Below are 24703 nucleotides of genomic sequence, written 5' to 3'. Positions count from 1 at the left end.
GCCCCGGCCCCGGCACCCGCTCCGGCGCCTGCTCCCGCACCGGCACCGGCCCCGGCGCCCGCACCGGTCCCCGGCCGCGGCGCCAACGTGCCCTGGGTCGAGTACCAGGCTGAAGACGGCAGCACCAACGCCCAGATCCTCGGCCCGAGCCGCCAGAAGTGGGACGCCAACCACATCGAGGCCGAGGCCATCGGCCGCAAGGCGGTGCGCCTGAACCAGACCGGCGACTACGTGTCGTTCAAGACCACGAAGGCCGGCAACGGCGTCGTCGTGCGCTACTCGATCCCCGACGCCCCGGGCGGCGGCGGCATCGACAGCACGCTGGGCCTGTACGTGAACGGCGTGCGCGTGAAGACGCTGCCGCTGACCTCGCGCTACAGCTGGTCGTACCAGGGCGGGCTGATCGGCGACCCGATCGTCGACAAGCCGGCCGGCCTGCCGCACACCTTCTTCGACGAGGTGCGCACGCTGCTGCCCGACAGCATCCCGGCCGGTGCGACGGTGATGCTGCGCCGCGACGCGCAGGACACCGCGGCCTTCTACGTGATCGACCTGGTCGACATCGAGCCGGTGCCCGGCGCGCTGACGATGCCGGCGGGCTTCACCTCGGTGACGCAGTTCGGCATCCAGCCGAACGACGGCAAGGACCACGCCGACGATGTGCTGCGCGCGATGCGCTCGACCAGCAAGCTGTGGTTCCCGCCGGGCGACTACCTGCTGCAGAAGATCAGCGGCGGCAACGTCGGGCTCGACAACCCGGGCATCGAGGTGCGCGGCGCGGGCATGTGGTACACGAACCTGAAGGGTCCGAAGTCGCTGTTCTTCTGCTACGGCGCGAGCGCGAAATGCGTGTTCGGCGATTTCTCGATCCTCGGCGAGTCGAAGGCGCGGGCCGAGGAATCCGAAGGCGTGCAGAAGGCCTTCGCCGGCCCGATGGGTGCCAACAGCCTGATCGAGAACGTCTGGATCGAGCACGTGGTCGGTGCGATCTGGGTTGGCAACGATCCCCCGTACCAGACCCAGCCGACGCAGAACCTGACGGTCCGCAACTGCCGCATCCGCAACACCTACGCGGACGGGATCAACTTCGACAATGGCACGTCGAACTCGGTGGTCGAGAACTGCCACCTGCGCAATACCGGCGACGACGCGCTGGTGGTGTGGTCGATCAAGTGGACCGACTGGGTCAAGGAGAAGACCTACCAGCTGGGCGACAACTTCATCAGCCCGGAGGGCAAGAACGCACCCGACCAGGGCCAGGGCGTCAACAACGTGTTCCGCAACAACACGGTGCAGATGCCGTGGCGTGCGAACTGCTTCGCGGCCTACGGCGGCGCGAACAACGTGTTCAAGGACAGCGTCTGCGAAGACGTGCTGACCTACCCGGGCATCCTGATCGACAACGAGTTCAGCCCGTACCCGTTCGGCCCGGCGACCACGACCTTCAGCAACATCTCGCTGATCCGCGCGGGCGGCCCGATGTTCATGGAGAACACCGCGACGCCGTGGCAGCACGGCGCGCTGAAGTTCTACATGCGCGAAGGCGGCATCAACGACATCCTGGTGGAGAACGTCGACATCGTCGACCCGACCTACTCGGGCATCGAGTTCCGCGGCTTCGGCACCGCCTTCGTGCCGCCGGGCGAGAAGTTCCACCCGGACCTGCTGCGCGACGCCGACAACGCGCAGATGCGCAACGTGAAGCTGAAGAACATCCGGATCACCAACCCGGGCAGGTACGGCATCGAGGTCATCGACAACGGTGGCCGCGGGGCGGTGAACTTCGACGGGGTGGTGGTGACGAACCCGGCGCTCGGCGGCTTGAAGCAGGACACCGCGCCGAGCAGCTTCTTCATCCGCGGCACCGGCAACTCGGGCTGGTGAGCGCAGGCTGAAGATCGCGGCCCGCATCGGACGGTACGATGCGGGCCGCGATGCCTTCGACACCACCTTCCGACGCTTCTCCCTTCCCCGGCTTCGGCGAAGCCGCGCGCTGGTGGCTGAAGCTCGGCTTCATCAGCTTCGGCGGGCCGGCCGGCCAGATCGCGGTGATGCACGAGGAGCTGGTCGAGCGGCGGCGCTGGATCTCCGAGGGCCGCTTCCTGCATGCGCTGAACTACTGCATGCTGCTGCCCGGCCCGGAAGCGCAGCAGCTCGCCACCTACATCGGCTGGCTGATGCACGGGCGGCTGGGCGGCATCGTCGCCGGCGCCTTGTTCGTGCTGCCGTCGCTCGCGATCCTGGTCGCGCTGTCGTGGGTGTACCTCGCGTTCGGCAGCCAGCCGGCGGTGGCGGCCGTCTTCCAGGGCATCAAGCCGGCCGTGACGGCGATCGTCGTCGCGGCGGCCTGGCGCATCGGGTCGCGCACGCTGCGCAACCCGGCGCTGTGGGCGATCGCGGTGGCGGCGTTCGTCGCGCTGTTCGCGCTGGGCCTGCCCTTCCCGGTGGTGATCGTCGCGGCCGGCCTGGCCGGTGCGGTCGGCGGGCGCATCGCACCGGCGATGTTCAGCACCAGCGGCGGGCATGCCGCGACGGCGGGCACCCACGCGCCCGCACTGATCGACGACGACACGCCGACGCCGCCGCACGCCCGCTGGCGCGTCGCGTCGTTCGTGCGCGTGCTCGCCGCCTGCCTCGCGCTGTGGTTCGCCGCGATGCTCGGGCTGGTGCTCGCCTTCGGCTGGCAGGGCATGCTGACGCAGATGGGCTGGTTCTTCACGAAGGCCGCGCTGCTGACCTTCGGCGGCGCGTATGCGGTGCTGCCCTACGTGTTCCAGGGCGCGGTCGAGCAGCACCACTGGCTGACGGCGGCGCAGATGATCGACGGCCTGGCGCTCGGCGAGACCACGCCGGGCCCGCTGATCATGGTGGTCGCGTTCATCGGCTTCGTCGGCGGCTGGACGCAGGCGCTGTCCGGCAGCGAATCGGCGTTCCTGGCCGGTGCGGCGGCGGCGGGGGTGGTCACGTTCTTCACGTTCCTGCCGTCGTTCTGCTTCATCCTCCTCGGCGGGCCGTTCATCGAATCGACGCACGGCCGGCCGGCCTTCACCGCGCCGCTGAGCGCGATCACCGCGGCGGTGGTGGGCGTGATCGCCAACCTGGCCGTGTTCTTCGCGGTGCACGTGCTGTGGCCGCAGGGCCTTCACGGCCTGCCGGACTTCACCAGCCTCGCGATCGGTATCGCGGCCGCCATCGCGCTGATCCGCTTCAAGCAGGGTGTCATCCGCGTCGTGCTGTGCGCCGGTGCCGTGGGGTTGCTCTCGGGGTTCGCTGCACGCTGGTGAGCCCTCGCCTAGACTCGGCCCGCRTCACCACTGCCGGGGCTGCGAATGCTGAAGATCTGGGGCAATGCCGATTCGATCAACGTGCAGAAGGTGCTGTGGTGCTGCGAGGAGATCGGCCTGGCGTATGAGCGCATCGACGCCGGGCGGCACTACGGCGTGGTCGACACCGCGGAGTTCCGCCGCCTGAATCCGAACGGGCTGGTGCCGACGATCGACGACGACGGCTTCGTCGTGTGGGAGTCCGGCAGCGTGCTGCGCTACCTCGCGGCGAAGCATGCGAGCGGCAGCCTGTGGCCGGAGGACGCCCGGGCGCGCGCCGAGGTCGACCGCTGGATCGACTGGTCGAACTCGACGCTGTGGCCGGCGATGGTGCCGATCTTCCGCGCCTTCCTTCGCACGCCCGAGCACGAGCGCGACGGCAACCTGGTCGAGGCCGCGCGCCGCGAGACGCTGGACGCGATGCACATCCTCGATGCGCAGCTCGAAGGCCGCGCGTTCGTCGGCGGCGAGCAATTCACGATGGGCGACATCGCGCTCGGCTGCGCGGTGTGGCGCTGGATGACGCTGCCGATCGAGCGCGACGAACTGCCGCAGGTGCAGCGCTGGTTCGATGCGTTGTCGAAGCGCGAGGCGTATCGGAAGGTGGTGATGTTGCCTTTGGTGTGAGCGTCTCGCGGCTCACTCCCGCCAGACCACCATCGTGTGCAGGACCCCCGATTCCGAGCCGACACTGAGCGACCGGTTGCCCATCGGCAGCATCCACTGAGGTTCGTACAAGCTCATCGGCACGCGGGCCGATAGGCGCGGCGCCGCGGCGTCGAGCGTGCCGCCTGCCGGCCTCAGGTCGCCGAACACGTAGAACCCATCGCTGTTTTCCCCCGGCCAGAAAGGCTCGTAGCGTCGCAGCATGAAGCTGAGTCGATCGGATTCCGAGCGGTAGCTCGGGATGCCCTGCGTCAGCTGGAGGATGGGGTCTTCGCGCAAGCTGCCGTTCGCGTCACGCAGCGGCGCGAAGGCCGCATCCAGTGGAACCACGGCCGCACTCTGGTTGCTGCTGCAAGCAAGGACCGTCAACGTGCCGATGAACTGCGGCTCGAAGGAGGCGTCCAGGCAGGGCTTGTCCGTGGGCAACGGCGAGAGCACCTGATCGGCGAGCAGGGCCGGGGCGCCGACGCCGGCCACCACGTAACGTGATGTCATGCGGTCTGCCGATACCGCGAAGGCCCATGACAGCAGCGCGCGATCAGCGGAGGCTTCGAGCCGCGGTGCGTAGACATTCACGGGACTGATCGAGGGATCTGCCGTGTACTCGACGCCCAGCGCCCGACCGGCCGCATCGAAGTACTGCAGCTTGAATTGCGACCGGGGGCCGTCGCCGTCGTCAATCGGCAGGGTCGTCCAGCTCAGCCAGAAGCCGTCAGCCGCTCCTGCCGCCAGATAGGCCCGCCCGCCCACCGGGTACCTCTTGGCGGAGGCTGCAAGCGTCGCAGACGCGCTGGTGAGCTGCTGGCCTGTCTTGTCCAGGCTGAGCATGTACACCCCCTCCGCTGCACTCACGAACACCCTCAGCTCGCTACCGACCCGCACCAGCTGCGGTTCGGAAGGAAAACTGATCTGCGGAAAGTCGGCATACCGGTACACCGCCGTCGCCAGCACCTGCCCTCGCGGATCCAGCTGATGCAGCGCGAACCCCTGCACGAACGGGCCGGGGATCGCCGTCATCACGACGGCATGGGAGTCGAAGGCCACGGCACCGATCGGCGCGRCAATGTCCTGCCCCGCCAGGGAGGAACCGGCGGGCACGGTCTGCTTCGAGGCTTCGGCATACCCCAGCCCGCTGTCGATCACATCGGCCGTGACCAGCACCTCTTCCACCACCTCGTTCGGTTGCGTCACGAGCACCGCAGGCGATTCCCGCCTCACCTTGACGAGGCCCAGGCCCGGCGCATACCAGCGACTGAGGGTGACGGTGCCGCCGCCCGGCGCGAACTGGCTACCGATGTAGGTGACGCGCGTGCGCACGAAGGTGTCCACCCGCACCGCCTTCACGCCGGCTCGATTGGGCAGGTCGAGCACCTCCTCGCCGACGACCGTGGCCCACACTGCGACATCGAGCGTGTCGCGGGAGCCGTTCCTGTCGAAGTCGACGTAGTCGGCCAGGTGCCTGTCGAGCATCACGTAGCGATCGTGGATGCGAACCGGCGAGCGCAGCTCGACCAGGTCGACGTCGAAGGAAGCCGCGGCACCCTCGGCGAGCTGCAGGGTTTCGTGCTGCGTGACGGCGCCCGACGCCGTGCGCAGCGGCGTTCCGGTATCGGGACCTTCGCCCAGCAGGTTGCTCGCGTCTTCGCGAACATCGCCGCCCACCGCCAGCTGCCGCACCGTGTTGGTGTAGAAGCCGAACGGCGCCTTGCTGTGCTGCTGGCCGCGGTAGGTGAAGATGGCTCGATCGCGCAACGGTCGCAGCACCAGGGCATCGGCATGGAGTGTCGCCCCGGCGACCTCTGCCGGCGGCAGCAGCCCACTGCCTTCATTCGAGCCCGACGAGCCTCCACCCCCTCCGCCGCAGGCACTCAACAAGAGTCCCAGAACCACGCCCATGAGCCACGCGCGGCTCGTCTTTGCCATCGTCAGCATTCCACTGCCCTCCACCCATGTTCTTGATTGTCCCGGCGACAGTATCGCGGAAGAACTCGCGCGCAGCGGTAAAGACTCTTCACCCCGGTGCGACAATCTGCCGCTGCCCGCCGCCTTCCCTTCGCTCCCGCCGTGTCCGACAACATCACCCTGCTGCGCCGACAGAACGCCCTGACGCTGTTCCAGCGTTTCGCCGAGGCGCAGATGCGCGACGGCATCGCCCCCAAAGGCATGGAGCAGCTGTTCGCGCAGGCCCTGCAGATCAGCCCCAGCATGTGGAGCCAGATCAAGAGCAGCCGGCCGATCGGCGACAAGCTCGCGCGGCAGATCGAGGCGGCCCGCGAGCAGCCGGCCGGCTGGCTGGATGAGGCGCACGAGCCGCAGGGGCTGACGCCCTCGGAACTGCAGTTCCTGCAACTCGCGCTGACCGCCTGGCGGGCGACGAACGCCGAGGGGCGCCGGCAGCTGCGGCACGCGGTCAAGCAGGTCGCCGACGGCAAGGCCTGATCGCCGCGCCGCGTTCAGCGGTGCGCCCGGCTCTCCATCAGGCGCTTCAGCGCCTGCAGGTCGCTCAGCACATGCGCGCAGTCCTTCTCGAACTGCGTGCTGTCGACCCCGTCGGCCCGAAACACCGTGAACGTCAGCTCGCAGCCGTCCCCATTGGCCACCGCGCGCAGCGGGTTGTGGAACACCGTGCCGTCGGGCAGCGTGACCGCGTGGTCCAGCACGCCGTACGGGTTGTCCGGCGTCATCTCGACCTGCACCCGGCCCATCGGCGATGCGGCCCACCAGCGCCCGCCTTCCTCGGCGATGCCAGCCGCCAGGCCCGAGGCCCATTGGGGCAGCAGCGACGGCTGGCGCGCGAACTCGTAGACGACCTGCCAGGGCACGGCGATCGAGACGGTGACGATGCGGACATCCTGCAGCATGGTGTGTTGCCGGGCAATCAGCGTGCCGGCCCGCGCAGCGGCAGCGCCGCCACCACGATGCCGAGCACCAGCCCGCCCAGCACGTCGACCACCACGTGCTGGCGGATCGCGATCGTCGAGTAGGCGATGCCCACGCACCAGGCCAGGTTCACCCACCGCAGCGCGACCGGCACCTCGAGCTCGCGCAGCTGGCGCGCGAGCAGGTGGCAGGTCAGCACCGCGAACGACACGTGCAGCGACGGGAACGCGTTGCGCGACGCATCGCCCGCGCGCAGGAACTGCAGGCTGCCGTACTGCGACCAGTCGACGCCGAAATCCGGCACCGCGCTCGGGTAGAACAGGTAGAACGCGAAGCCGATCGCGCTCATCAGCGCGGCCCGCAGCGTGTAGCGCAACAGCTCGCCGCCGTCCTTCGAGAACGCCGGCGCGAGCGACACATAGACCCACAGCGACGCGTACACCGGCAGCAGCCCCTCGCGCAGCGTGAACCAGCGGTCCAGCGCCAGCACCGGCATCACCGTGACGGCGGCCTGCGGCGAGCGCGCGGCCCAGAAATACAGCACGAAGAACAGCGAGATGCCGGCGCTGATGCCCACCAGCTTGGCCGGCCACAGCGCGAGCAGGCGCCGCACGGCGGCTCGGGGCCAGGAGGCGGATGGAACGGGGAGCACGGTCGAAGTCACGGAAGCGGATCGCAGGCGGGGCAGACCCGCATCATCGCTCACCCACGTACGCCAGCAGTCCCGACACCAGCGCATCGAAGGCGACGCGGCAGCGCGGGCTGCTGCGCAGGTCTTCATGCATCGTGACCCAGGTCGGCAGCGGCAGCGTGAAGAGCTTCGGCAGCAGCCGCACCAGGCTGCCGTCGCGCTGGGCGAGAGGCACCTGGCACATGCCGATGCCGGCCCCCGCGCGGATCAGCGCCAGCTGCGCCACGTTGCTGTCGCTGCGCAGCGTGAAGACCTCGCGCCGCAGGCCGTGCAGCGCCTTCTCGGCCTGGCGCAGCCACGCGGATGGCTGGTCGTAGCCGATCGTCGCGTGGCCCGCGAGCTCTTCGGGCCGGCGCGGCGTGCCCCGGCGTTCGAGGTAGTCGCGCCGCGCGTACAGGCCCAGCTCGATGTCGCCGACGTGGCGCGCGACCAGCTGCTCCTGCTTCGGCTGCACCATGCGCACCGCGATGTCGGCCTCGCGGCGCAGCAGGTCCTGCAGCTTGTCGGTCAGCACCAACTCGATCTTCAGCTGCGGATGCGCCTCGTGCAGCCCGGCGAGGATCGGCGGCAGCACCTCGATGCCCATCACGTCGCTGCAGCTGATGCGCACCGTGCCCTTGACGACGCCCCCGTCACCCTGGCCGCCGGCCGCGCGCTCCAGCGCCGCCGCGGTGCTCTGCATCGCCTCGGCATACGGGCGCAGCGACTGGGCCGCCTCGGTCGGCAGCAGGCCGGCCTGCGAACGGGTGAACAGCACGATGCCGAGCGCCTGCTCGAGCGCCGCCACGTGCCGGCCGACCGTGGGTTGCGTGATGCCGAGCAGGCGTGCGGCCCCCGACAGCGAGCCCTCGTCGAGCACGCCGAGGAAGCTGCGGTAGAGCTCCCAGCCGATGGTTGAAGTCATACAGAAATGTATAGCGTCACCACGATGTTCGGCAATTCCATTCGAACCCACCACCACCCAGAATCCGCTCCATACCCACCACCCACCTGGAGATCGAGATGAACGACGGCCACATCCACAACGGCAACAAGACGGCCCTGGTGCTGGGCGCCACCGGCGGCATCGGCGGCGAGGTCGCGCGCCAGTTGCGCGACGCGGGTTGGACGGTGCGCGCGCTGCAGCGCAGCGCCACCGAAGCGACGCAACAACGCGATGGCATCACCTGGCTGCGAGGCGATGCGATGCAGCGTGCCGACGTGCTGCGGGCCGCCGAGGGCTGCGCGGTGATCGTGCACGCCGTCAACCCGCCGGGCTACCGCGGCTGGGCCGAGGTGGTGCTGCCGATGGTCGACAACACGATCGCCGCGGCCATCGCGCAGCGCGCCACCATCGTGCTGCCGGGCACGGTCTACAACTTCGGGCCGGACGCTTTTCCGCTGCTGCGCGAGGAGTCGCCGCAGCACCCGCAGACCCGCAAGGGCGCGATCCGCGTGCAGATGGAAAGCCGGCTCGAGGCTGCGAGCCGCCAGGGCGCGCGCGTGCTGATCGTGCGCGCCGGCGACTTCTTCGGGCCGAAGTCGGGCAACAACTGGCTCGCGCAGGGCATGCTGAAGCCGGGCAAGCCAATCACGTCGATCGCGAACCCGGCCGATGACGGCGTCGGCCACCAGTGGGGCTACCTGCCCGACGTGGCGCGCACGATGGTCGAGCTGCTGGAGCGGCGTGCGCAGCTCGGCGCGTTCGAGCGCTTCCACATGGCCGGGCACTGGGACGCCACCGGCCGGCAGATCGCCGAGGCAGTGCAGCGCGTGGTCGCACGCCGCACCGGGCACGCACCGCGCATCGTGCGCACGCCGTGGTGGCTGCTGCGCCTGATGGCCCCGTTCGTCGTGACGCTGCGCGAACTGCTGGAGATGCGCTACCTGTGGAAGCAGCCGGTGCGCCTGGCCAACGAGCGGCTGGTCGCGGTGCTCGGGCGCGAGCCGCACACGCCGCTGGACCAGGCGATCGAGGCGGCGCTGGTCGGCATGGGCTGCCTGGACGCCGGCCGTCAACCGGCCGGCGACAGCCCGGCCATGAACTTCAGCACCGCCGCATCGCGGAAGTAGTTGGTGTGGAAGGTCGTCGCCGTCTTGCCGAGCGACAGCACCTGCGGCACGCCCTGCGCCGGCTGGCCGAAGAAGCTCATCGCGTCGGTGTCGACGACGAGGTCGTTCGCGCCGGGGAACACGATGTCGGCGCCGAGGTTCGCCAGCTGCAGGCCGGGATTGCGGAAGCGGGTCCAGAACTTCCAGGCCGGCTCATCGAGGTTGGGCTCGAAGTCGGCCGTCACCGCCGCGAACTTCGGCTGCACCAGCCAGCGGTCGCCGAACAGCGCACGCGTCTCGGCGTTGTCGGTCACGCGCTGCTGGCTCGCGAGGCCCGGCACCAGCGCGACCGCCGCATCGGCCAGCGGCAGGGCCGAGCCGAGCTGCAGCGTCTTGCCCAGCACCTTGGCCAGCCCGGCGGCACCGGCGGCCAGCGGGAACACCGTGCTCGCCGCCTGCCCGGCCAGCGACAGCGCGTTCGCGATGTTGGCCAGCATGTCGAGCGCGGCGCGCAGGCGGTACGGCGACGCGAGGCTGGTGCCGCCGAGCGGCGAGCCGACGAACACCACCTGCCGCACCCGCACCGGCGCGAGCCGCAGCAGCCACGACGCGACCAGCCCGCCGCGGCTGTGGCACACCACGTCGACCGGGCCGGCGATGCCGCGCAGCGCGCGGTGCAGGTCGAGCGCGTTCAGCCACGGCGCGACCGACAGCGTCGCATGGTCGAACGCGAAGATGCGCGCGCCGTACACCTGCTTCCATTGCGCGAGCAGCGCCAGCCCGGCGGGCGTCGCGCCGAGCTGGTCGAACCACATGTCGCTGCTGCTGAAGGTGCCGTGCACCAGCAGCAGCGTCGGCTGCGCGCCGTCGAGCTGCGGTGCCGGCGCCGGCACGAGCGCGCCGTCGACCCACTGGCGCAGGCCTTGATGCGGCGTCAGCCGCGCGTCGAGCGCGACCAGCGACTGCGCGATCCGGTTCGGCCCGATGTCCTCGTACTCGAAGCGCTGCAGCACCTCGCCGAAGCCGAACCAGCCGGCGCGCCGCGAGCGCCCGCGCAGCACCTGGGCGGCCGGCGGCTCGTAGTTCCAGCGCAGCACGCCGTCGTCGTCGCGCAGGCTGACGCTCGCGCGCGGATCGGCCATCGACGGCGTGAAGCCGCGGCGGCGGCGCATCGAGATTGGCAGCGCCTGCTGCGATGACGCCAGCGCGGGCGCCGGCTCGCGCAGGCCGAGGCCCGCATCGGCCGCTTCCCACGGCGCGGCGTTGAACGGCAGCGGCTCGGCGGCCGTGCTCGTGACGAGGCTGGCGTTCATGCGCGCTCCCCCACCGCCAGCGAGGCTGGTGCGACGATCGGCAGCGGCGTGACCTGGTGCTCGCGTGCGATCGCGATGTCAAGGATCGAATCGAAGTCGCGCGGTTCGCTGAGCGCCTGCACGCCGGCCTCGCGCGCCTCGCGGAAGCCGCAGTGCTCGGTCAGGCGCACGCTCTCCAGCGGCGCGAGCTTGCCGTCGCGGATCAGGCCCCACACCTCGCGGTAGCTGGCCCGGCCGGCCCGCCACGGCCGCGTCTGCGCGCCCGGCGAGCCGCTGCGGTGCTCGTCGCCCGGCGGCACCGCATCGCCCGGGTTGATCACCTCGCGGTACGCGAACTGGTAGTCGCGGTGGCGCCAGTAGCCGGGCAGCGCATGGCCGTCGAGCAGGAACACCACCGGGTGGATGTCGACCAGCTCCAGGCAGGCGGCGAACAGCAGCGTCAGGTCGATGCAGGTGCCCATGCGCGCCGCGCGCACCGCGCTCGGCGTGCGCAGCCGCTGCGAATCGAGCGCGCGGTTGTAGGTGGGCGGCGGGTTGATGTAGCCGAGGTCCCATTCGTGCAGCAGCGCCGACCAGATCGCCTCGACCTGCAGGTCGACGTTCTCCAGGCTGGCCGGGTCGGCGGACGAGGCCGACTGGTAGCCCTCGAAGCCGGCGCTCGGGTCGTCGCGGATCACCCGCACGTAGCGCTGCGCGAGCGTGATCGCGCGCTCGACCGCCGGATCGCGCGGCAGCACGAACGACGGCAACCACACGCCGCTGGTGCTGTTGTCCAGCCACTGGTCGACCGGCATCAGCCGCATCGCATAGGTGTCCTTGTGGATGACCTGCCCGCCCACCATCACCTGCACGAACAGGCTGCTGACCACCGCCTCGGAGACCGAGCGCATCAGCCGCGCCGTGAGCGGCATCTTGACGCGCGCGCCGAGGCTGGTGCGCTCCTGCGTCAGCTCGATCTCGGCCTCGTAGCGCGCCCGCTCGATGCCGCAGTTCAGCTCGACCAGCACGTGCGCCCGCGTCGCCGGCTGCGTCACCGCGCCGCGCAGCTCGAAGCGGTGGAACAGCGCGCTGCGCCGCTCGGCCGGATCGCCCTGGTTGTGCAGCTCGGCGTAGTTGAACTCGGTGCGCGGCTCGACGACGGCGCGCAACGGGGCGCGCCGTACCGCCGTGGAGACAGCCGCCGATGCCGCCGCGGCAGGTGCGACGCCGGCCGCGCTGCGCTGCGCCACCAGCGGCGCGCGCGCCCACAGCGCGATGCCGGTGCCGGGCACCAGGTCGACCTGCGCGCGCGTCGCGGCCCAGGCCTGCTCGAAGGCGACCGGCAGGTTCCAGGCCTGCGCCGCGAGCTGCGCATACAGCGTCTCGAAGAAGTACTCGGCCAGCGCATCGTCGAACGCATCCTGGAAACCCATCGCCGCCAGCACGCCGGCCGGCAGCAGCTGCGGTGCGATGCGGGCCGCGGAGTTCCACAGGTTCAGGCCGACGAAGAACGGCCGGTGCCGGCCACCGCCGGTCAGCGCATGGGCCAGCTCGGGCGGCGCCACCATCACCGGCAGGCCGTCGCTGCGGCGCATCAGGACGCCGTCGACGACGCCCTTGTCGTCGCGTTGCCAGTCGGCGGCGCTGCGCTGCTCGTCATGCAGCGTCACCGCCACGTCGGTGCCTGCACCGCTTGCCAGCTTCGCGATGCCTTCATGGTTGTCGAAGCCGCAGACGTGCACGATCTCCGGCCGGAACGCCGCGCACAGCGCCGTCAGCTCGGCGAGCGTCGGGTTCACGGCCACGCGCCAGCGCGGGTCGTCGCCGGCCAGGCCGAAGGCGCGGCGCACGCGTTCGGTCTCGTCGGTCGCGTCATAGGCCTGCGCGAGCGCGCCGGGCAGGCTCTGGACGACCAGCACCCGGCCGTCCATGCGGCGTACCGGCAAGGGCGCCCGGTCGGCGAGGTCCAAGTGGCGCATCACCGTCAGGCCGGATCCGCCCGCTGCAGCGGACCCGCCGGTGCGCCGGTAGCGCCGCGTGGCGCGCGACAGCACGAACTCCCACGGGAAGATGCGGCCTTCCCAGCCGATGCTCTCGGCCTCGAACGGCATCGTCACGACGACGCGGCCGGCCTGCGCGATCTCGCGCAGCGCCTCGTCCGTCAAGCCGAAGGCCTTCAGCGTCGCGGTGGCGTCGACCTGGTGGCGGTCGGCCACGTCGGGCATGTCGCGCCAGCGCTCCCGGCTGCGCAGCACGTAGCTCCAGCGCAGCGCCTCGTTGGCCAGCGAACGGGGCCGCGCCACGCCGGCCGGCACCGCGCCGGGCCCGCCGAGCAGATAGCGCTTCGTGGCGGTGACGATCTGGATGCGGGGCAGGAAGCCGTCGGCTTCGTTACGCGGGGGCATGGGGTTCTCCGGTTCGTCGGTGCTCGGGGGCAGGCCGCGCGCAGTCTATCGGGATGCGGCGGCGCCGCGCTGGTAATATACGAACCATATATGATCCATACATCGCCGGCTTTCTCGGCACCCATTCACTCAGTACCAATTCATGGCGAACCAATGGGCATCGTGAAGATTTCAGACCAGATGCATGACAACCTGCGCAGCGCGAGCGATGCGCTGAGCCGCTCGATCAACGCGCAGGCCGAGCACTGGATGCGGGTGGGCATGCTGGCCGAGCTGCACCCCGCGCTGAGCTATGGCGACATCTGCCAGATGATGCTGCGCGCCGCGCAGTCGAAGGAGCCGGGGCTGACGTTCGTGAAGCCGGAAGCGCCGCGCGCGGCCTCGCTGCGCGCCCCGCGGAGGGCGGCCCGGTGAACCGCCAGGGGAATGGCCAGAGCAGCCGCCCGGCGCGCCACGTCAAGTTCCACCCGCCCGCCGACCTCGCGATGGCGCGTGCCGCCGGCGCGCTGGCCGCCGAGGTGCTGCAGATGATTGCGCCGCACGTGAAGGCCGGCATCAGCACCGGCGAGCTCGACCGGCTGTGCCACGAGCACATCGTGCAGGTGCAGAAAGCGGTGCCGGCCAATGTCGGCTACCACGGCTACACGAAGACGATCTGCGCTTCGGTCAACGAGGTGGTGTGCCACGGCATCCCGTCCGAAGGCGAGGTGCTGCGCGATGGCGACATCGTCAACATCGACGTCGCGGTGATCCGTGAAGGCTGGTACGGCGACACCAGCCGCACCTTCCTGGTCGGCGAGGTGTCGCCGCTCGCGCGCCGGCTGGTCGACACCACCTACGAGGCGATGCGCGCGGGCATCCGCACGGTGCGGCCGGGCGCGACGCTCGGCGATGTCGGCCACGCGATCCAGTCGGTGGCGCAGCGCGAGGGCTTCAGCGTCGTGCGCGAGTACTGCGGCCACGGCATCGGCCGCATCTACCACGACGAGCCGACGGTCGCGCACTACGGCCAGCCCGGCCAGGGGCTGCGGCTCGCGCCGGGCATGGTGTTCACGATCGAGCCGATGCTCAACGCCGGCAAGGCCGGCACGCGCACGCTGCCCGACGGCTGGACGGTGGTCACGCGCGACCGTTCGCTGTCGGCGCAGTGGGAGCACATGGTCGCGGTGACCGACAGCGGCGTCGAGGTGCTGACGCCGTGGCCGGAAGGCACCGGCCCCTACCCCGCGGTTCCGTAGGGCCGAGCGCCGGGCCGCCCCAAGCCGGCCCGCATCCCCCCGGGGGATCGACCGGCGTACCCGCCGGGCGAGGGGTCGTCATGACCTTCAAGGCACCAGCGAATGCACCCACGCCGACACCGCGTTGCCGCGGATCATCAGCCGGTTGCGCGCGAGGCATTCGAACTGCGCGCCGAGCTTGCGGGCGACCGCAAGGCTCGGCTCGTTGCCTTCGGCGACGACGATCTCGATGCGCTGGAAACCCAGTGCGCTGAAACCATAGCTGGCCAGCGAACGCGCGGCGCGGGTCGCGATGCCTTGCCCCTGGGCCGACTGGCGGACCCAGTAGCCAAGGTTGCAGACGCGGTGGATCGTGTTGAACTGGTTGAGCCCGGCGCCGCCGACCAGCCGGCCGCTGCGCTCGTCGAAGAGCCCGAATTCGCAGGCCTGGCCTTGTGCCAGGCTGTCGGCGCAGTCATCGACCCAGTCGATCGCGTCGCGCACGCCGTAGCCGGGGTGGCACCAATCCATCCAGCGGCCGATCGTGCCGATCGATTCGCGGACGGCTTCGGCCATGGCGCGGGCGTCGTCGCGCGTCCAGGGGCGCAGCACCATGCCATCGAAGCGCAGCGGCTCCATCGGATCGCGCGTGTCGATGCGGCGCGAAGCAGTGTCGCCCATCTCGAGCTGCCAGGGCGCAGCGGCCAGTGGCGCGGCCTCGGTGGGGGGCAGGGTGTCGTCGACGACGCGTCCACTCTGACTGAAATCACCGAAGTCATCGAGGTACGAAGCAGCGGCATCGTCGCGGGGGCGCGCGTCACGGGAGAGGACATCACGAAAGGCCATTGTTCGCATCATCGGTGGGCGCGACGCGCCGGTCGTCTTCGATCACGGTGTCCGCCCAGGCGCTGCCCGACGGGAACCCCGTGTCCTGGATCGTCGAGGGCGCAGCGGCATCGGCGTCGTGCCGCAGCGGCGCACCGCCGATGCGGGACCACAGTCGCTGGAACATCGGCGCCGCATCCTCGGCACCAGGTTTTCTGGAAGACATCGATTCCATCCCTGGAGGAACGCCGACCACCGGCGCGATGTCGGATGAATGGCAAGAAGCGGTCCATGGCGGGCCAACCGCGACGGCCGCGATTTGTCAGTCCCCGCTTGCGGCCGGGCCGCGCCGGTGCTGCGTTTGCCGCGACCATCGACACGCTGCGCCCCCGCCCTTCAAAAAGCGTCAGGTGCCGATTGCGTCGGCCGGCGGACACTTCTTGTTCCAGGGTGCCGCGGATGGTCACTGCGTCACCCGCGGCCCGTGGTCCAGCACCGCGCGCACCTTGCTCGCCAACGCCTGCGCGGTGTAGGGCTTGGGCAACAGCTCGACGCCCGGGTCCAGCCGCCCGCCGTGCACGATGGCGTTCTGCGCATAGCCGGACGTGAACAGCACCGCGATGCCGGGCAACCGTTCGCGCGCCTTGTCGGCGAGCTCCGGGCTCTTCAGGCGGCCGGGCATCACGACATCGGTGAACAGCAGGTCGATCGCCGCGTGGTGCGCCACCGCGTCGTCGATCACGACCAGCGCCTGGTCGGCATCGCCCGCCTTCAGCACCCGGTAGCCGAGCTCCTGCAGCATCTCGACGGTGGCACCGCGCACCGCGGCATCGTCCTCGACCACCAGCACGGTCTCGTCGCCGCCGGCCTCGGCGCCGCCGCCCGGCGTCGCGTCGACCGCGTCGGCGCCTTCGTGCGCACGCGGCAGGTAGAGCTTGACGGTGGTGCCCTGCCCGGGCTCGCTGTAGATCTTCACGTGGCCACCCGACTGCCGCACGAAGCCGTAGACCATCGACAGCCCGAGCCCGGTGCCGCTGCCGGTCGGCTTGGTGGAGAAGAACGGCTGGAACACCTGGGCCAGCACCTGCGGCGTCATGCCGCAGCCGGTGTCGCTGACGGCCAGCATCACGTACTGGCCCGGCTTCATGTCGACCTGGCCGCGCACGTAATCGTCGTCCAGGAAGGCATTGCCGACCTCGATCGTCAGCCGGCCGTTGCCGTCCATCGCGTCGCGCGCGTTGATCGCCAGGTTCAGCAGCGCGTTCTCGATCTGCGTCGGGTCGACGAAGGTGTTCCACAGCCCGGCGGAGACGATGGCCTCGACCTCGACGCCCTCGCCGATCGAGCGGCGCACCAGGTCCTCGATGCCATGGAGGAAGCGGCCCACGTTGACCACCCGCGGCGCGAGCGCCTGGCGGCGGCCGAAGGCCAGCAGCTGGCTCGCGAGCTTGGCGCCGCGGCGCACCGCATCGGTGGCGCTGGCCAGGCGCTGCATGACCTTCTCGTCGGCGTGCGTGAGGCGCGACACCAGGTGCAGGTTGGCCGAGATCACCTGCAGCAGGTTGTTGAAGTCGTGTGCGACGCCGCCGGTCAGCTGGCCGACGGCCTCCATCTTCTGTGCCTGGCGCAGGCGCTCCTCGGCCTGGTGGCGCTCGGTGACGTCGACCGCCTCGGGCACGATCGCGACCACCGCGCCGTCGCGGTCGTGCACCGGGCGCATCGCGAAGTCGAACTGCCGCCAGCCGGCCGGCAACAGCAGCCGGATCTCCTGGCGCAGGCTGTGGCCCTGGGCGGCCGCCTGCACCGCCTGGCGCACCGTCTGCGGCATGCCCGGCGTGCGGGCGAACCACGGCGTGTCCCAGAACGGGCGGCCGATCACCGTGTCGAGCGTCGACTCGATGCCGCGCAGCGAGGATTCGTTGGCGTCGAGCACGCTGCCGTCGAGCGCCAGCAGGCCCTGGTACTGGAAGCTGGTCGCGAAGATCGTGCGCATGCGCGCCTCGCTGGCCTGCAGCGCGGCGGTGCGCGCGGCGACCAGGGCCTCGAGCTGCGATTGCAGTTCGGTGTGCCGCACCTGCGCATCGGCCAGCAGCTGCGCGGTGCGTTGCCGCTCGCCCACTTCATGGCGATGCAGCCGCCGCGAGCAGTGCAGCGACCAGCCCAGCCACACCGCCACCGGCAGCAGCGCGCCCAGCAGCAGGACCAGCATCAGCGGCGGCGTGGCCATCGTCATCGCAGCCGGGTTCTCGACAGCCGCTTCGCATTCGCCACCGCGGTGCGGTGCACCGGCGCAAGGCCCTGGCCGAGCACGCCGAGCGCGGCCGACTGCAGGTGCGTGCCGATCGCCTGCGCCGACGGCGGCCCCCACGGCGACAGGCAGGCGCGCCACCAGAACACCGCGAAGGCCTGCTGCGCGCGCCACAGCTGCAGCCCCATCGCCATCCACGACTGCTGGAAGGCAGCGGTCTTCTCGGCACTCATCAGCTTGAACTCGCGCTGGTCGCGTGCCGACGGTTGGCCACCGGCCAGCGCCATGCGGGCGATGCGGTGCGCCATCACCGGCGGCACCGCGAAGGCGAGTTCGGCACTGCGTTTCGCGAGCGTGCTGCGTTGGCGTTTCGACATGGCGTGCTCCTGGGTTGAAGCCACTGTAAGGGCCGGCCGGCGGCTGTGGTGGCGTCGGGCTGCCGGTCGCGCTCTATTCCTACAGCGCGTGCCATCGCAGTCCGACGCACCGCGCCCCGACGCACGGCGACGATGGATCCATCCCTTCAGGAGACCACGGTCATGGCCTATCACAACGTCGAAGGCGTCGGCATCCCCGCAGGCCCGCGCGCCGCACCCGCCCTCGCACCGCGAACCGACGCGGCGCCGCGCAGCGCGGTGTCGTGGGGCGCGGTGCTCGCCGGTGCGGCCGCAGCGGCCGCGCTGTCGCTGATCCTGCTGGTGCTCGGCGTCGGGCTGGGCCTGTCGTCGATCTCGCCGTGGGCGCGCGACGGCGCCAGCGCCGCGGCCGTCGGTGTCGGCACCATCCTCTGGGTCACGCTGACGCAGCTCGCCGCGTCGGGCATGGGCGGCTACCTGGCCGGGCGGCTGCGCACGCGCTGGGCCGATGCGGCCGGCGACGAGATCTACTTCCGCGACACGGCCCATGGCTTCCTCGCGTGGGCGGTCGCATCGCTCGCCACCGCGGCGCTGCTGGGCAGCGCGATCGGGGGCATCGTCGGCACGAGCGCCCGTGTCGGCGGTGCGGCCGGCGCGGCTGCCGTGGGGGCCACGGCGGCCGCGACCGGTGCGTCGGAGCTGATGGGCTACCACGCCGACGCGCTGTTCCGCCGCGACGCCACGGCGACGGGCAGCCCGGCCGCGCCGGCCGACGCAGCGCCGCTCGCCGAGGTGACGCGCATCTTCGCCACCGCCGGCCGCGCCGCGACGCTGCCGGTGGAGGACACGCGCTACCTGGGGCAACTGGTCGCGCAGCGCACCGGGCTGTCGCAGGCGGACGCCGAGAAGCGCGTCACCGACACCTGGGCCCGGCTGCAGACCGCGCTGAACGACGCCCAGGCACGTGCACGCGATGCGGCCGACACGGCGCGCAAGGCCTCGGCCTACGCATCGCTGTGGCTGTTCATCTCGCTGCTGGCGGGCGCTTTCGTTGCCAGCCTGTGCGCGACCTGGGGCGGCAGCCGGCGCGACCTCTGAGACCTTTCATTCCGATCCCACCACCGGAGACACCTGATGCGATCCCTGCTGCTGTTCTTCCTCGGCGTGCCGATCCCGATCATCATCCTGATCGCGCTGTTCTTTCACTGATGGCGTTCCCTTGAGATGACCCGGGTCCGCACCGGCCAGGCCGACACGCCGCTGACGCGCGACGAGTTCGGGCGGCGCTTCCGGCAGCGCTGGGTGGACCCGGCGTACGACGGCGAGCGCGACGCGATCGCGCGGCTCGAGGCGATCGCCTGGCTCGCCGTCGATGAAGGCCGCAAGGCGCCGATCACCCGCCCGGCCGGCCCGGGCTTCGCGGACCCGGGCTACGAGACCTCGGTCGAGTGGCTCGACACGCACCAGCGCCTGAAGGCCGCGCAGGCGAACTGGGCGAAGCCCGGCACGCGCTCGCGGGTGCTGGTCATCTGCGCCAGCGCCCGCAACGACGGCACCTGCCCCGGCGAGATGTCGAAGACCTGGCGGCTGAGCGGCCTGGTGCGCGAGGAGGTCGAACGCGCCGGCGTCGATGCCGACCTGCTCGACCTGAGCCTCGTGACCTCGGAGTACGGGCGCCACATCCACCCGTGCAAGGGCTGCGTCGGCACCGCGATGCCGCTGTGCCACTGGCCGTGCAGCTGCTATCCCAATCACGCGCTGGACCAGGCCTCCGACTGGATGGCCGAGATCTACGAGCGCTGGGTCAGCGCGCACGGCATCGTGATCGTCGCACCGACCTACTGGTACCAGTCCCCGAGCCCGCTGAAGCTGATGATCGACCGGCTGGTCTGCGCCGACGGCGGCAACCCGGACCCGAGCAGCACGCACGGCAAGAAGGTGGCCGAAGCGAAGGCGCTGGAGGAACGCGGCTGGGACTACCCGAAACACCTGGCCGGCCGCGTGTACGGCCTGGTCGTGCACGGCGACGTGGCCGGCATCGAGCAGCAGCGGCATGCGCTCGCCGATTGGCTGGACTGGATGGGGCTCGTCGATGCCGGCGACGGTGCGCGGCTCGCCCGCTACGTCGGCTACTACGGCCCGTACTTCAACAGCCACGAGGCGCTGGATGCCGACACCGCGTTCCAGCAGGAGACCCGCCAGGTCGCGCAGGCCGTGCTGGCGGCCGTCGCGCAGCTGCGAACCGGCACGCTCTCGCGGCCGGATGCGGCGCTGGAGCCGCCCCGGCCGAAGTAGCCAGCACTCAGACCCTCGGCGGATCGCCTTCGCGTTGCGGGTGGCGGTGCTTCGCGACCGCCGCGATGAAGGCCTGGGCCGTCTTGTCGTCACCGCTGCCGAACAGCACGCCGGGGTCCGGCGAGCCATCGCCCAGCGTGGTCGGCACCTGCGCCTTCTCGATCAACGCGCGGCCGGCACCGAGCGCCAGCAGCGTCTTGCCGTGCCGCCACGTCAGCGTCGCGTACTCGAGCGCCTGCCCGAGCCCGAGCAGCACGTCGACACCCTTCGGGCCATCGGGCAGCACCACCGCGTCGAACAGCACCGGCGGCGAGTTCTCGAGCGAGCCGGTGGCCTCCAGCGGCTCGCCGTCGGCCGTGGTGACCGCGCCGATGCGCGGCGCGATCACGGTCGGCACCGCGCCGGCCTTGCGCAGCGCCGCCATCAGCTTCGCGATCGGCTTGCCGGCCACGCCATGCGCGGCGAGCAGCGCGATGCGGCGCGTGCGCACGCCGCCCTCGCCCGGCCGCGCCGTCAGCGACAGCGGCGGCGACACCGTCACCTCCGGCCGCGCCGGCTTCGGCAGCGCGCGCGGCAACGGCGGCGGCAGCGCCATGCCGAGCCCGTCGGCGACGGCCTTGGCCAGCGGCTTCGAGACGTTGACCAGCGAGGCCACCATGCGCTCGCGCACGGCCGGCACCGTCACCTTGCTCAGCTCGAAGCGGAAGCCGCCGATGATGTGCGCCTGCTCCACCGGCGTCTGGCTCTCGTAGAACAACGTGGCCTGCGTGTAGTGGTCGGCGAATTTCTCCGGCTTGCCGCGCAGCTTCTCGCCGTCGATCGGCTGCGGGAACGACACGAAGCCCTTCGCGCCGGCCTGGAACGGGCAGCCGCCGCCGAGCGAGTTCGGCTCGTAGGCGACGCGCCCGCGGTTCAGCGCCTGCCGGTGCATGCCGTCGCGCTGGTTGTTGTGCACCGGCGCGAGCGGCGCGTTGATCGGGATCTCATGGAAGTTCGGCCCGCCGAGCCGCGAGATCTGCGTGTCGACGTACGAGTGGATGCGCCCGGCGAGCAGCGGGTCGTTGCTGAAGTCGATGCCCGGCACCACGTGCGCGACGCAGAACGCCACCTGCTCGGTCTCGGCGAAGAAGTTGTCCGGGTTGCGGTTCAGCACCAGGCGGCCCACCGGCTGCAGCGGCACCAGCTCCTCGGGGATGATCTTGGTGGCGTCGAGCACGTCGAAGCTGAACTGCTCCGCCTGCGCCTCGCTGAACACCTGCAGGCCGAGCTCCCACTCGGGGTACTCGCCCGACTCGATCGCCTCCCACAGGTCGCGCCGGTGGTAGTCGGCATCGGCGCCGGCCAGCTTCACCGCCTCGTCCCACACCAGCGAGTGCGTGCCGAGCAGCGGCTTCCAGTGGAACTTGACGAAGCTGCTCTCGCCGCGCGCATTGACGAAGCGGTACGTGTGCACGCCGAAGCCCTGCATCATCCGGTAGCTGCGCGGGATTGCGCGGTCGGACATCGCCCACATCAGCATGTGGGTCGACTCCGGCATCAGCGACGCGAAATCCCAGAAGGTGTCGTGCGCCGACGCCGCCTGCGGCATGCCGTGGTGCGGCTCGGGCTTCACCGCGTGGATCAGGTCGGGAAACTTCATCGCGTCCTGGATGAAGAACACCGGGATGTTGTTGCCGACCAGGTCCCAGTTGCCCTCGTCGGTGTAGAACTTGATCGCGAAGCCGCGCACGTCGCGCGCGGTGTCGACCGAGCCGCGCTCGCCGGCCACGGTGGAGAAGCGCACGAACACCGGCGTGCGCTTGCCGGCCGCGGCGAACGGCGCGGCGCGCGTCAGCTTCGTCAGCGGCTTGTAGCACTCGAAGTAGCCGTGCGCCGCCGAGCCGCGCGCATGCACGATGCGCTCCGGGATGCGCTCATGGTCGAAGTGGGTGATCTTCTCGCGCAGGATGAAATCTTCGAGCAGCGTCGGCCCGCGCAGCCCGGCCTTCAGCGAGTTCTGGTTGTCGCCGACCGCGACGCCCTGGTTGGTGGTCAGCACCTCGCCGCCGGCATCGGCGCGCACGCGCTGCAGCGAGCCGAAGCCTTCGTGCGAGGGCGCATCGTCGCCGCCCTGGCCGGTCTTGCCCGTGTCGTTCGCCTCGCTCAGCGTGCCGGCGCCGGTCGACACCGAGGTCAGCGGGCTGCGTTGCCCGATCGGGGGTGCGAGCGCGTTGTCGCGCCCGATCTCGTTCGGCTTGTTGGCATTGAACGGAATCGCCGCCGCGAGCGCCTGCACCTCGACGGCCTGGCGCTCCTGGCCGGCCGGGCTCGGCGGGATCGGGCGGCGCTTGCCGGCAGAGGTCTTCGAGGGAGTCTTGGGCATCGGATGTCCTTCAGGGCGTCTTGCGCGGCTTGGTCGACTGCAGGTCGGGCGGCGCCGGCTTGTGCAGGCTCGCCTTGCCGGCTTCGGCCGACGGCAGCTCGGCGGGCGTCGCGCCATCCGGGTTGGTGCCGGCCTTGGGGCCGTGCTTGGTGTCGGGGCTGCCGGCATCGTGGATGCTGCGCGGCTTGCTGGACGGACTGGAAGGCTTGCTCATCACGGTCTCCTGGAGTGCGGGAGCGCTCAGCGCCGCGGGCGGCTGAGGACCCAGAGGGCGGTGCCGAGCACCGCGGCGATGCCGACGCCGGCGGCCACCGTCCGGGCGGCTGGGCGGTGGCGCCCGAGGAAGACCTTGGCGCCCGCGAGCACCAGGCCGAAGCGGCCGGCTTTGCCGGGTTTCCGCAGCCAGCCCGCGGCGGCGCGGCCGGCCTGCGACAGCAGCCCGTCGTGCGCCGGCTGGCCGGTCAGGCGCGCGGTGCTGGCCTGGTCATCGATGCGTTGCGTGGTCATGGTCGCCCTTTCGTGGAATGCCTCGATCGGAGGAACGGGGCAAACGGCATACCTGTGCGCGATGCGCAAGATCGCACCTGCAGTTGCGTGCTTCTCCTACAGCGAACGCGATTCGAGTGCGTAGATTGGGTTGGCCACTTCAAGGAGTTCCCCATGCCGACATCCCACACTGCCACCCGCTCGCACACCGCGACCGCCACGCGCACCCGCAAGGCGCCGCCGGCCGATGCGATCAAGCTGCTGCGCGCCGACCACGCCGAGGTGAAGAAGCTGTTCGCCGAGTACGAGAAGCTCGCGAAGGCCGAGGCCGATGCCAGCGAGCGCGAGGCGCTGGCGCTCGACATCTGCAACAAGCTGACGGTGCATGCGCAGATCGAGGAAGAGATCTTCTACCCGGCCTGCCGCGACGCGCTGCAGGACAACGACGACCTGCTCGACGAGGCCACCGTCGAACACGCCAGCGCGAAGGACCTGATCGCGCAGCTGCAATCGAGCTCGCCCGACGACGACATGTACGACGCCAAGGTCAAGGTGCTCGGCGAGTACATCGACCACCACGTGAAGGAAGAGCAGAACGAGTTGTTCCCGAAGGTGCGTCCGAAGATCGACCGCCGCGAACTGGGCGAGCAGATGCAGGCGCGCAAGGAACAGCTGCTCGCGCGGCTCGACGCCGCGCACTGACGCCTCCCCGCCGCGATGGACCTGTCGATCTTCGCGTTCAACGTCCCGCCGCTCGAGCTCGTGCTGCGCGGGACGCTGATCTACTGGTTCCTGTTCCTGATGTTCCGCTTCGTGCTGCGGCGCGACGTCGGCTCGGTCGGCATCGCCGACGTGCTGCTGGTCGTGCTGATCGCCGACGCGTCGCAGAACGCGATGGCCGGCGGCTACGAGACGGTGTCCGAAGGCTGCGTGCTGGTGCTGACGCTGATGGGCTGGAACTGGCTGCTCGACTGGGCCTCGTTCCGCTTCGATGCCGTGCGCCGCCTCGCCGAGCCGCCGCCGCTGCTGCTGGTGCGCAACGGCCGGGTGCTGCACCGCAACTTGCGGCAAGAATTCCTGACGCTGGACGACCTGCAGTCGCAATTGCGGCAGAACGGCGTCGGCAACCTGGCCGACGTGCGCCGCGCGTTCATGGAATCGGACGGGCGGTTTTCGGTGATCACGCGGGAGGGGCAGCGCTCGCAGGCCCCACCCGCCGATTCACCCGCTGCCGACGCCTGATCAGCCGGCCGTCGCGCGCTCCGACGCGCGCTGCAGCACCGCCTCCAGCTCGTCCAGGTCGACCGGCTTCACGAAGTGCGCATCGAAGCCGGCCTCGCGCGAGCGCTGCCGGTCTTCGGCCTGCCCCCAGCCGCTCAGCGCGACCAGGTGGATCGCGCGGCCCCAGTCCTCGCCGCGGATGCGCTGGGCCACCTCGTGGCCGCTCAAGCCCGGCAGGCCGATGTCGAGCACGATGGCCTGGGGCCGGAACTCGCCGGCCACCGCCAGTGCCGCCGGGCCGTCGTGCGCGATGCGCACCCGGTGCCCGCTCATCTCCAGCACCTCGGCCAGGCTGACGGCGCTGTCGACGTTGTCGTCGACGACCAGCACCCGCAGCACGCCGGG

The 24703-nt window shown here is 70.8% G+C and carries 25 protein-coding genes; 11 read left to right on the top strand and 14 right to left on the bottom strand.

The window, feature by feature from the left end:
* The 3 genes from AC1DXV_RS14690 to AC1DXV_RS14680 form a co-directional block, all read left to right on the top strand.
* Positions 1-1884 (top strand): right-handed parallel beta-helix repeat-containing protein (locus AC1DXV_RS14690; protein WP_477934200.1); only part of this gene is annotated, 1884 nt, incomplete at its 5' end.
* Positions 1885-1934: 50 nt separating this feature from the next.
* Entirely contained in the window at positions 1935-3284 is a 1350-nt protein-coding gene (chrA, locus tag AC1DXV_RS14685) for a chromate efflux transporter (protein WP_477865814.1), read from the top strand.
* A gap of 45 nt (positions 3285-3329) precedes the next feature.
* Positions 3330-3950, top strand: a complete 621-nt coding sequence (locus tag AC1DXV_RS14680) for a glutathione S-transferase family protein (RefSeq protein ID WP_477865806.1) — start codon at positions 3330-3332, stop codon at positions 3948-3950.
* 12 nt (positions 3951-3962) lie between these two features.
* Here AC1DXV_RS14680 and AC1DXV_RS14675 read toward each other — a convergent pair whose 3' ends face one another.
* Positions 3963-5912, bottom strand: a complete 1950-nt coding sequence (locus AC1DXV_RS14675) for a hypothetical protein (RefSeq protein ID WP_477934198.1) — start codon at positions 5910-5912, stop codon at positions 3963-3965.
* 141 nt (positions 5913-6053) lie between these two features.
* On the opposite strand from AC1DXV_RS14675, the gene AC1DXV_RS14670 reads away from it, so the two are divergent.
* Positions 6054-6428, top strand: a complete 375-nt coding sequence (locus tag AC1DXV_RS14670; RefSeq protein WP_477865808.1) for a hypothetical protein — start codon at positions 6054-6056, stop codon at positions 6426-6428.
* A gap of 14 nt (positions 6429-6442) precedes the next feature.
* On the opposite strand, the gene AC1DXV_RS14665 is transcribed toward AC1DXV_RS14670, so the two are convergent.
* The 3 genes from AC1DXV_RS14665 to AC1DXV_RS14655 all read right to left on the bottom strand — a co-directional run bounded on the left by AC1DXV_RS14665 (position 6443) and on the right by AC1DXV_RS14655 (position 8464).
* On the bottom strand, positions 6443-6850 hold the full coding sequence (locus AC1DXV_RS14665) for an SRPBCC family protein (RefSeq protein ID WP_477865809.1): 408 nt from the start codon (positions 6848-6850) through the stop codon (positions 6443-6445).
* 17 nt (positions 6851-6867) lie between these two features.
* The gene (locus AC1DXV_RS14660; protein ID WP_477865810.1) at positions 6868-7482 is read right to left on the bottom strand and encodes a phosphatase PAP2 family protein; all 615 of its coding nucleotides are present in this window, start codon (positions 7480-7482) and stop codon (positions 6868-6870) included.
* A gap of 82 nt (positions 7483-7564) precedes the next feature.
* Positions 7565-8464 carry a LysR family transcriptional regulator gene (locus AC1DXV_RS14655; RefSeq protein WP_477865811.1) on the bottom strand — a complete coding sequence of 300 codons (900 nt, stop codon included), beginning with the start codon at positions 8462-8464 and terminating at the stop codon, positions 7565-7567.
* A 98-nt stretch (positions 8465-8562) separates the two neighbouring features.
* On the opposite strand from AC1DXV_RS14655, the gene AC1DXV_RS14650 reads away from it, so the two are divergent.
* The gene (locus AC1DXV_RS14650; RefSeq protein WP_477934196.1) at positions 8563-9612 is read left to right on the top strand and encodes an NAD-dependent epimerase/dehydratase family protein; all 1050 of its coding nucleotides are present in this window, start codon (positions 8563-8565) and stop codon (positions 9610-9612) included.
* Here the strand turns inward: AC1DXV_RS14650 and AC1DXV_RS14645 are convergent.
* Positions 9555-10904 carry an esterase/lipase family protein gene (locus AC1DXV_RS14645; protein ID WP_477934194.1) on the bottom strand — a complete coding sequence of 450 codons (1350 nt, stop codon included), beginning with the start codon at positions 10902-10904 and terminating at the stop codon, positions 9555-9557. The genes AC1DXV_RS14650 and AC1DXV_RS14645 overlap by 58 nt on opposite strands.
* Entirely contained in the window at positions 10901-13288 is a 2388-nt protein-coding gene (locus AC1DXV_RS14640; RefSeq protein ID WP_477934192.1) for a hypothetical protein, read from the bottom strand. Before AC1DXV_RS14640 ends, AC1DXV_RS14645 begins: the two co-directional genes overlap by 4 nt.
* A gap of 153 nt (positions 13289-13441) precedes the next feature.
* On the opposite strand from AC1DXV_RS14640, the gene AC1DXV_RS14635 reads away from it, so the two are divergent.
* A complete protein-coding gene (locus AC1DXV_RS14635; protein ID WP_477866631.1) occupies positions 13442-13702 on the top strand; it encodes a ParD-like family protein in 261 nt (86 codons plus the stop codon).
* A gap of 71 nt (positions 13703-13773) precedes the next feature.
* Entirely contained in the window at positions 13774-14526 is a 753-nt protein-coding gene (gene map, locus AC1DXV_RS14630) for a type I methionyl aminopeptidase (RefSeq protein WP_477866635.1), read from the top strand.
* Between the two features lie 87 nt (positions 14527-14613).
* Here map and AC1DXV_RS14625 read toward each other — a convergent pair whose 3' ends face one another.
* From AC1DXV_RS14625 to AC1DXV_RS14610, 4 genes are all read right to left on the bottom strand, one after another.
* Positions 14614-15351, bottom strand: coding sequence for a GNAT family N-acetyltransferase (locus AC1DXV_RS14625; protein ID WP_477934190.1), 738 nt, complete (start codon positions 15349-15351; stop codon positions 14614-14616).
* Positions 15338-15517 (bottom strand): hypothetical protein, encoded by a 180-nt coding sequence (locus AC1DXV_RS14620; RefSeq protein ID WP_047507258.1) that lies wholly within the window; start codon positions 15515-15517, stop codon positions 15338-15340. The genes AC1DXV_RS14625 and AC1DXV_RS14620 overlap by 14 nt, the downstream gene beginning before the upstream one ends.
* Before the next feature lie 276 nt (positions 15518-15793).
* Entirely contained in the window at positions 15794-17557 is a 1764-nt protein-coding gene (locus AC1DXV_RS14615; protein ID WP_477866627.1) for an ATP-binding protein, read from the bottom strand.
* A 2-nt stretch (positions 17558-17559) separates the two neighbouring features.
* Positions 17560-17955: a polyhydroxyalkanoate granule-associated phasin gene (locus tag AC1DXV_RS14610; protein WP_477866625.1), complete on the bottom strand. Its 396-nt coding sequence runs from the start codon at positions 17953-17955 to the stop codon at positions 17560-17562.
* A 162-nt stretch (positions 17956-18117) separates the two neighbouring features.
* Here AC1DXV_RS14610 and AC1DXV_RS14605 point away from each other — a divergent pair, with 162 nt between their 5' ends.
* Both AC1DXV_RS14605 and AC1DXV_RS14600 read left to right on the top strand, forming a co-directional pair.
* Entirely contained in the window at positions 18118-19032 is a 915-nt protein-coding gene (locus AC1DXV_RS14605; RefSeq protein ID WP_477934187.1) for a hypothetical protein, read from the top strand.
* A gap of 126 nt (positions 19033-19158) precedes the next feature.
* Positions 19159-20229, top strand: a complete 1071-nt coding sequence (locus AC1DXV_RS14600) for a flavodoxin family protein (protein WP_477934185.1) — start codon at positions 19159-19161, stop codon at positions 20227-20229.
* 7 nt (positions 20230-20236) lie between these two features.
* On the opposite strand, the gene AC1DXV_RS14595 is transcribed toward AC1DXV_RS14600, so the two are convergent.
* From AC1DXV_RS14595 to AC1DXV_RS14585, 3 genes are read right to left on the bottom strand one after another with little or no spacing between them, the layout of a single operon-like run.
* Positions 20237-22591, bottom strand: a complete 2355-nt coding sequence (locus AC1DXV_RS14595) for a catalase (RefSeq protein WP_477934183.1) — start codon at positions 22589-22591, stop codon at positions 20237-20239.
* 10 nt (positions 22592-22601) lie between these two features.
* Entirely contained in the window at positions 22602-22805 is a 204-nt protein-coding gene (locus AC1DXV_RS14590; protein WP_477871285.1) for a hypothetical protein, read from the bottom strand.
* A gap of 26 nt (positions 22806-22831) precedes the next feature.
* Entirely contained in the window at positions 22832-23098 is a 267-nt protein-coding gene (locus AC1DXV_RS14585; RefSeq protein WP_477871287.1) for a hypothetical protein, read from the bottom strand.
* A gap of 153 nt (positions 23099-23251) precedes the next feature.
* On the opposite strand from AC1DXV_RS14585, the gene AC1DXV_RS14580 reads away from it, so the two are divergent.
* Positions 23252-23779 (top strand): hemerythrin domain-containing protein, encoded by a 528-nt coding sequence (locus AC1DXV_RS14580; RefSeq protein ID WP_477871289.1) that lies wholly within the window; start codon positions 23252-23254, stop codon positions 23777-23779.
* Between the two features lie 15 nt (positions 23780-23794).
* Positions 23795-24319, top strand: a complete 525-nt coding sequence (locus AC1DXV_RS14575) for a DUF421 domain-containing protein (RefSeq protein WP_477934181.1) — start codon at positions 23795-23797, stop codon at positions 24317-24319.
* Here the strand turns inward: AC1DXV_RS14575 and AC1DXV_RS14570 are convergent.
* A partial coding sequence (locus AC1DXV_RS14570) for a response regulator (RefSeq protein WP_477934179.1) occupies positions 24320-24703 on the bottom strand: 384 nt, incomplete at its 5' end. It abuts the gene before it with no gap.

It is taken from the genome of Rhizobacter sp. P3_C12 (assembly GCF_056402735.1).
The sequence above is the reverse complement of the archived record's forward strand: the minus strand, read 5'-3'. Positions and strand labels throughout refer to the sequence as shown.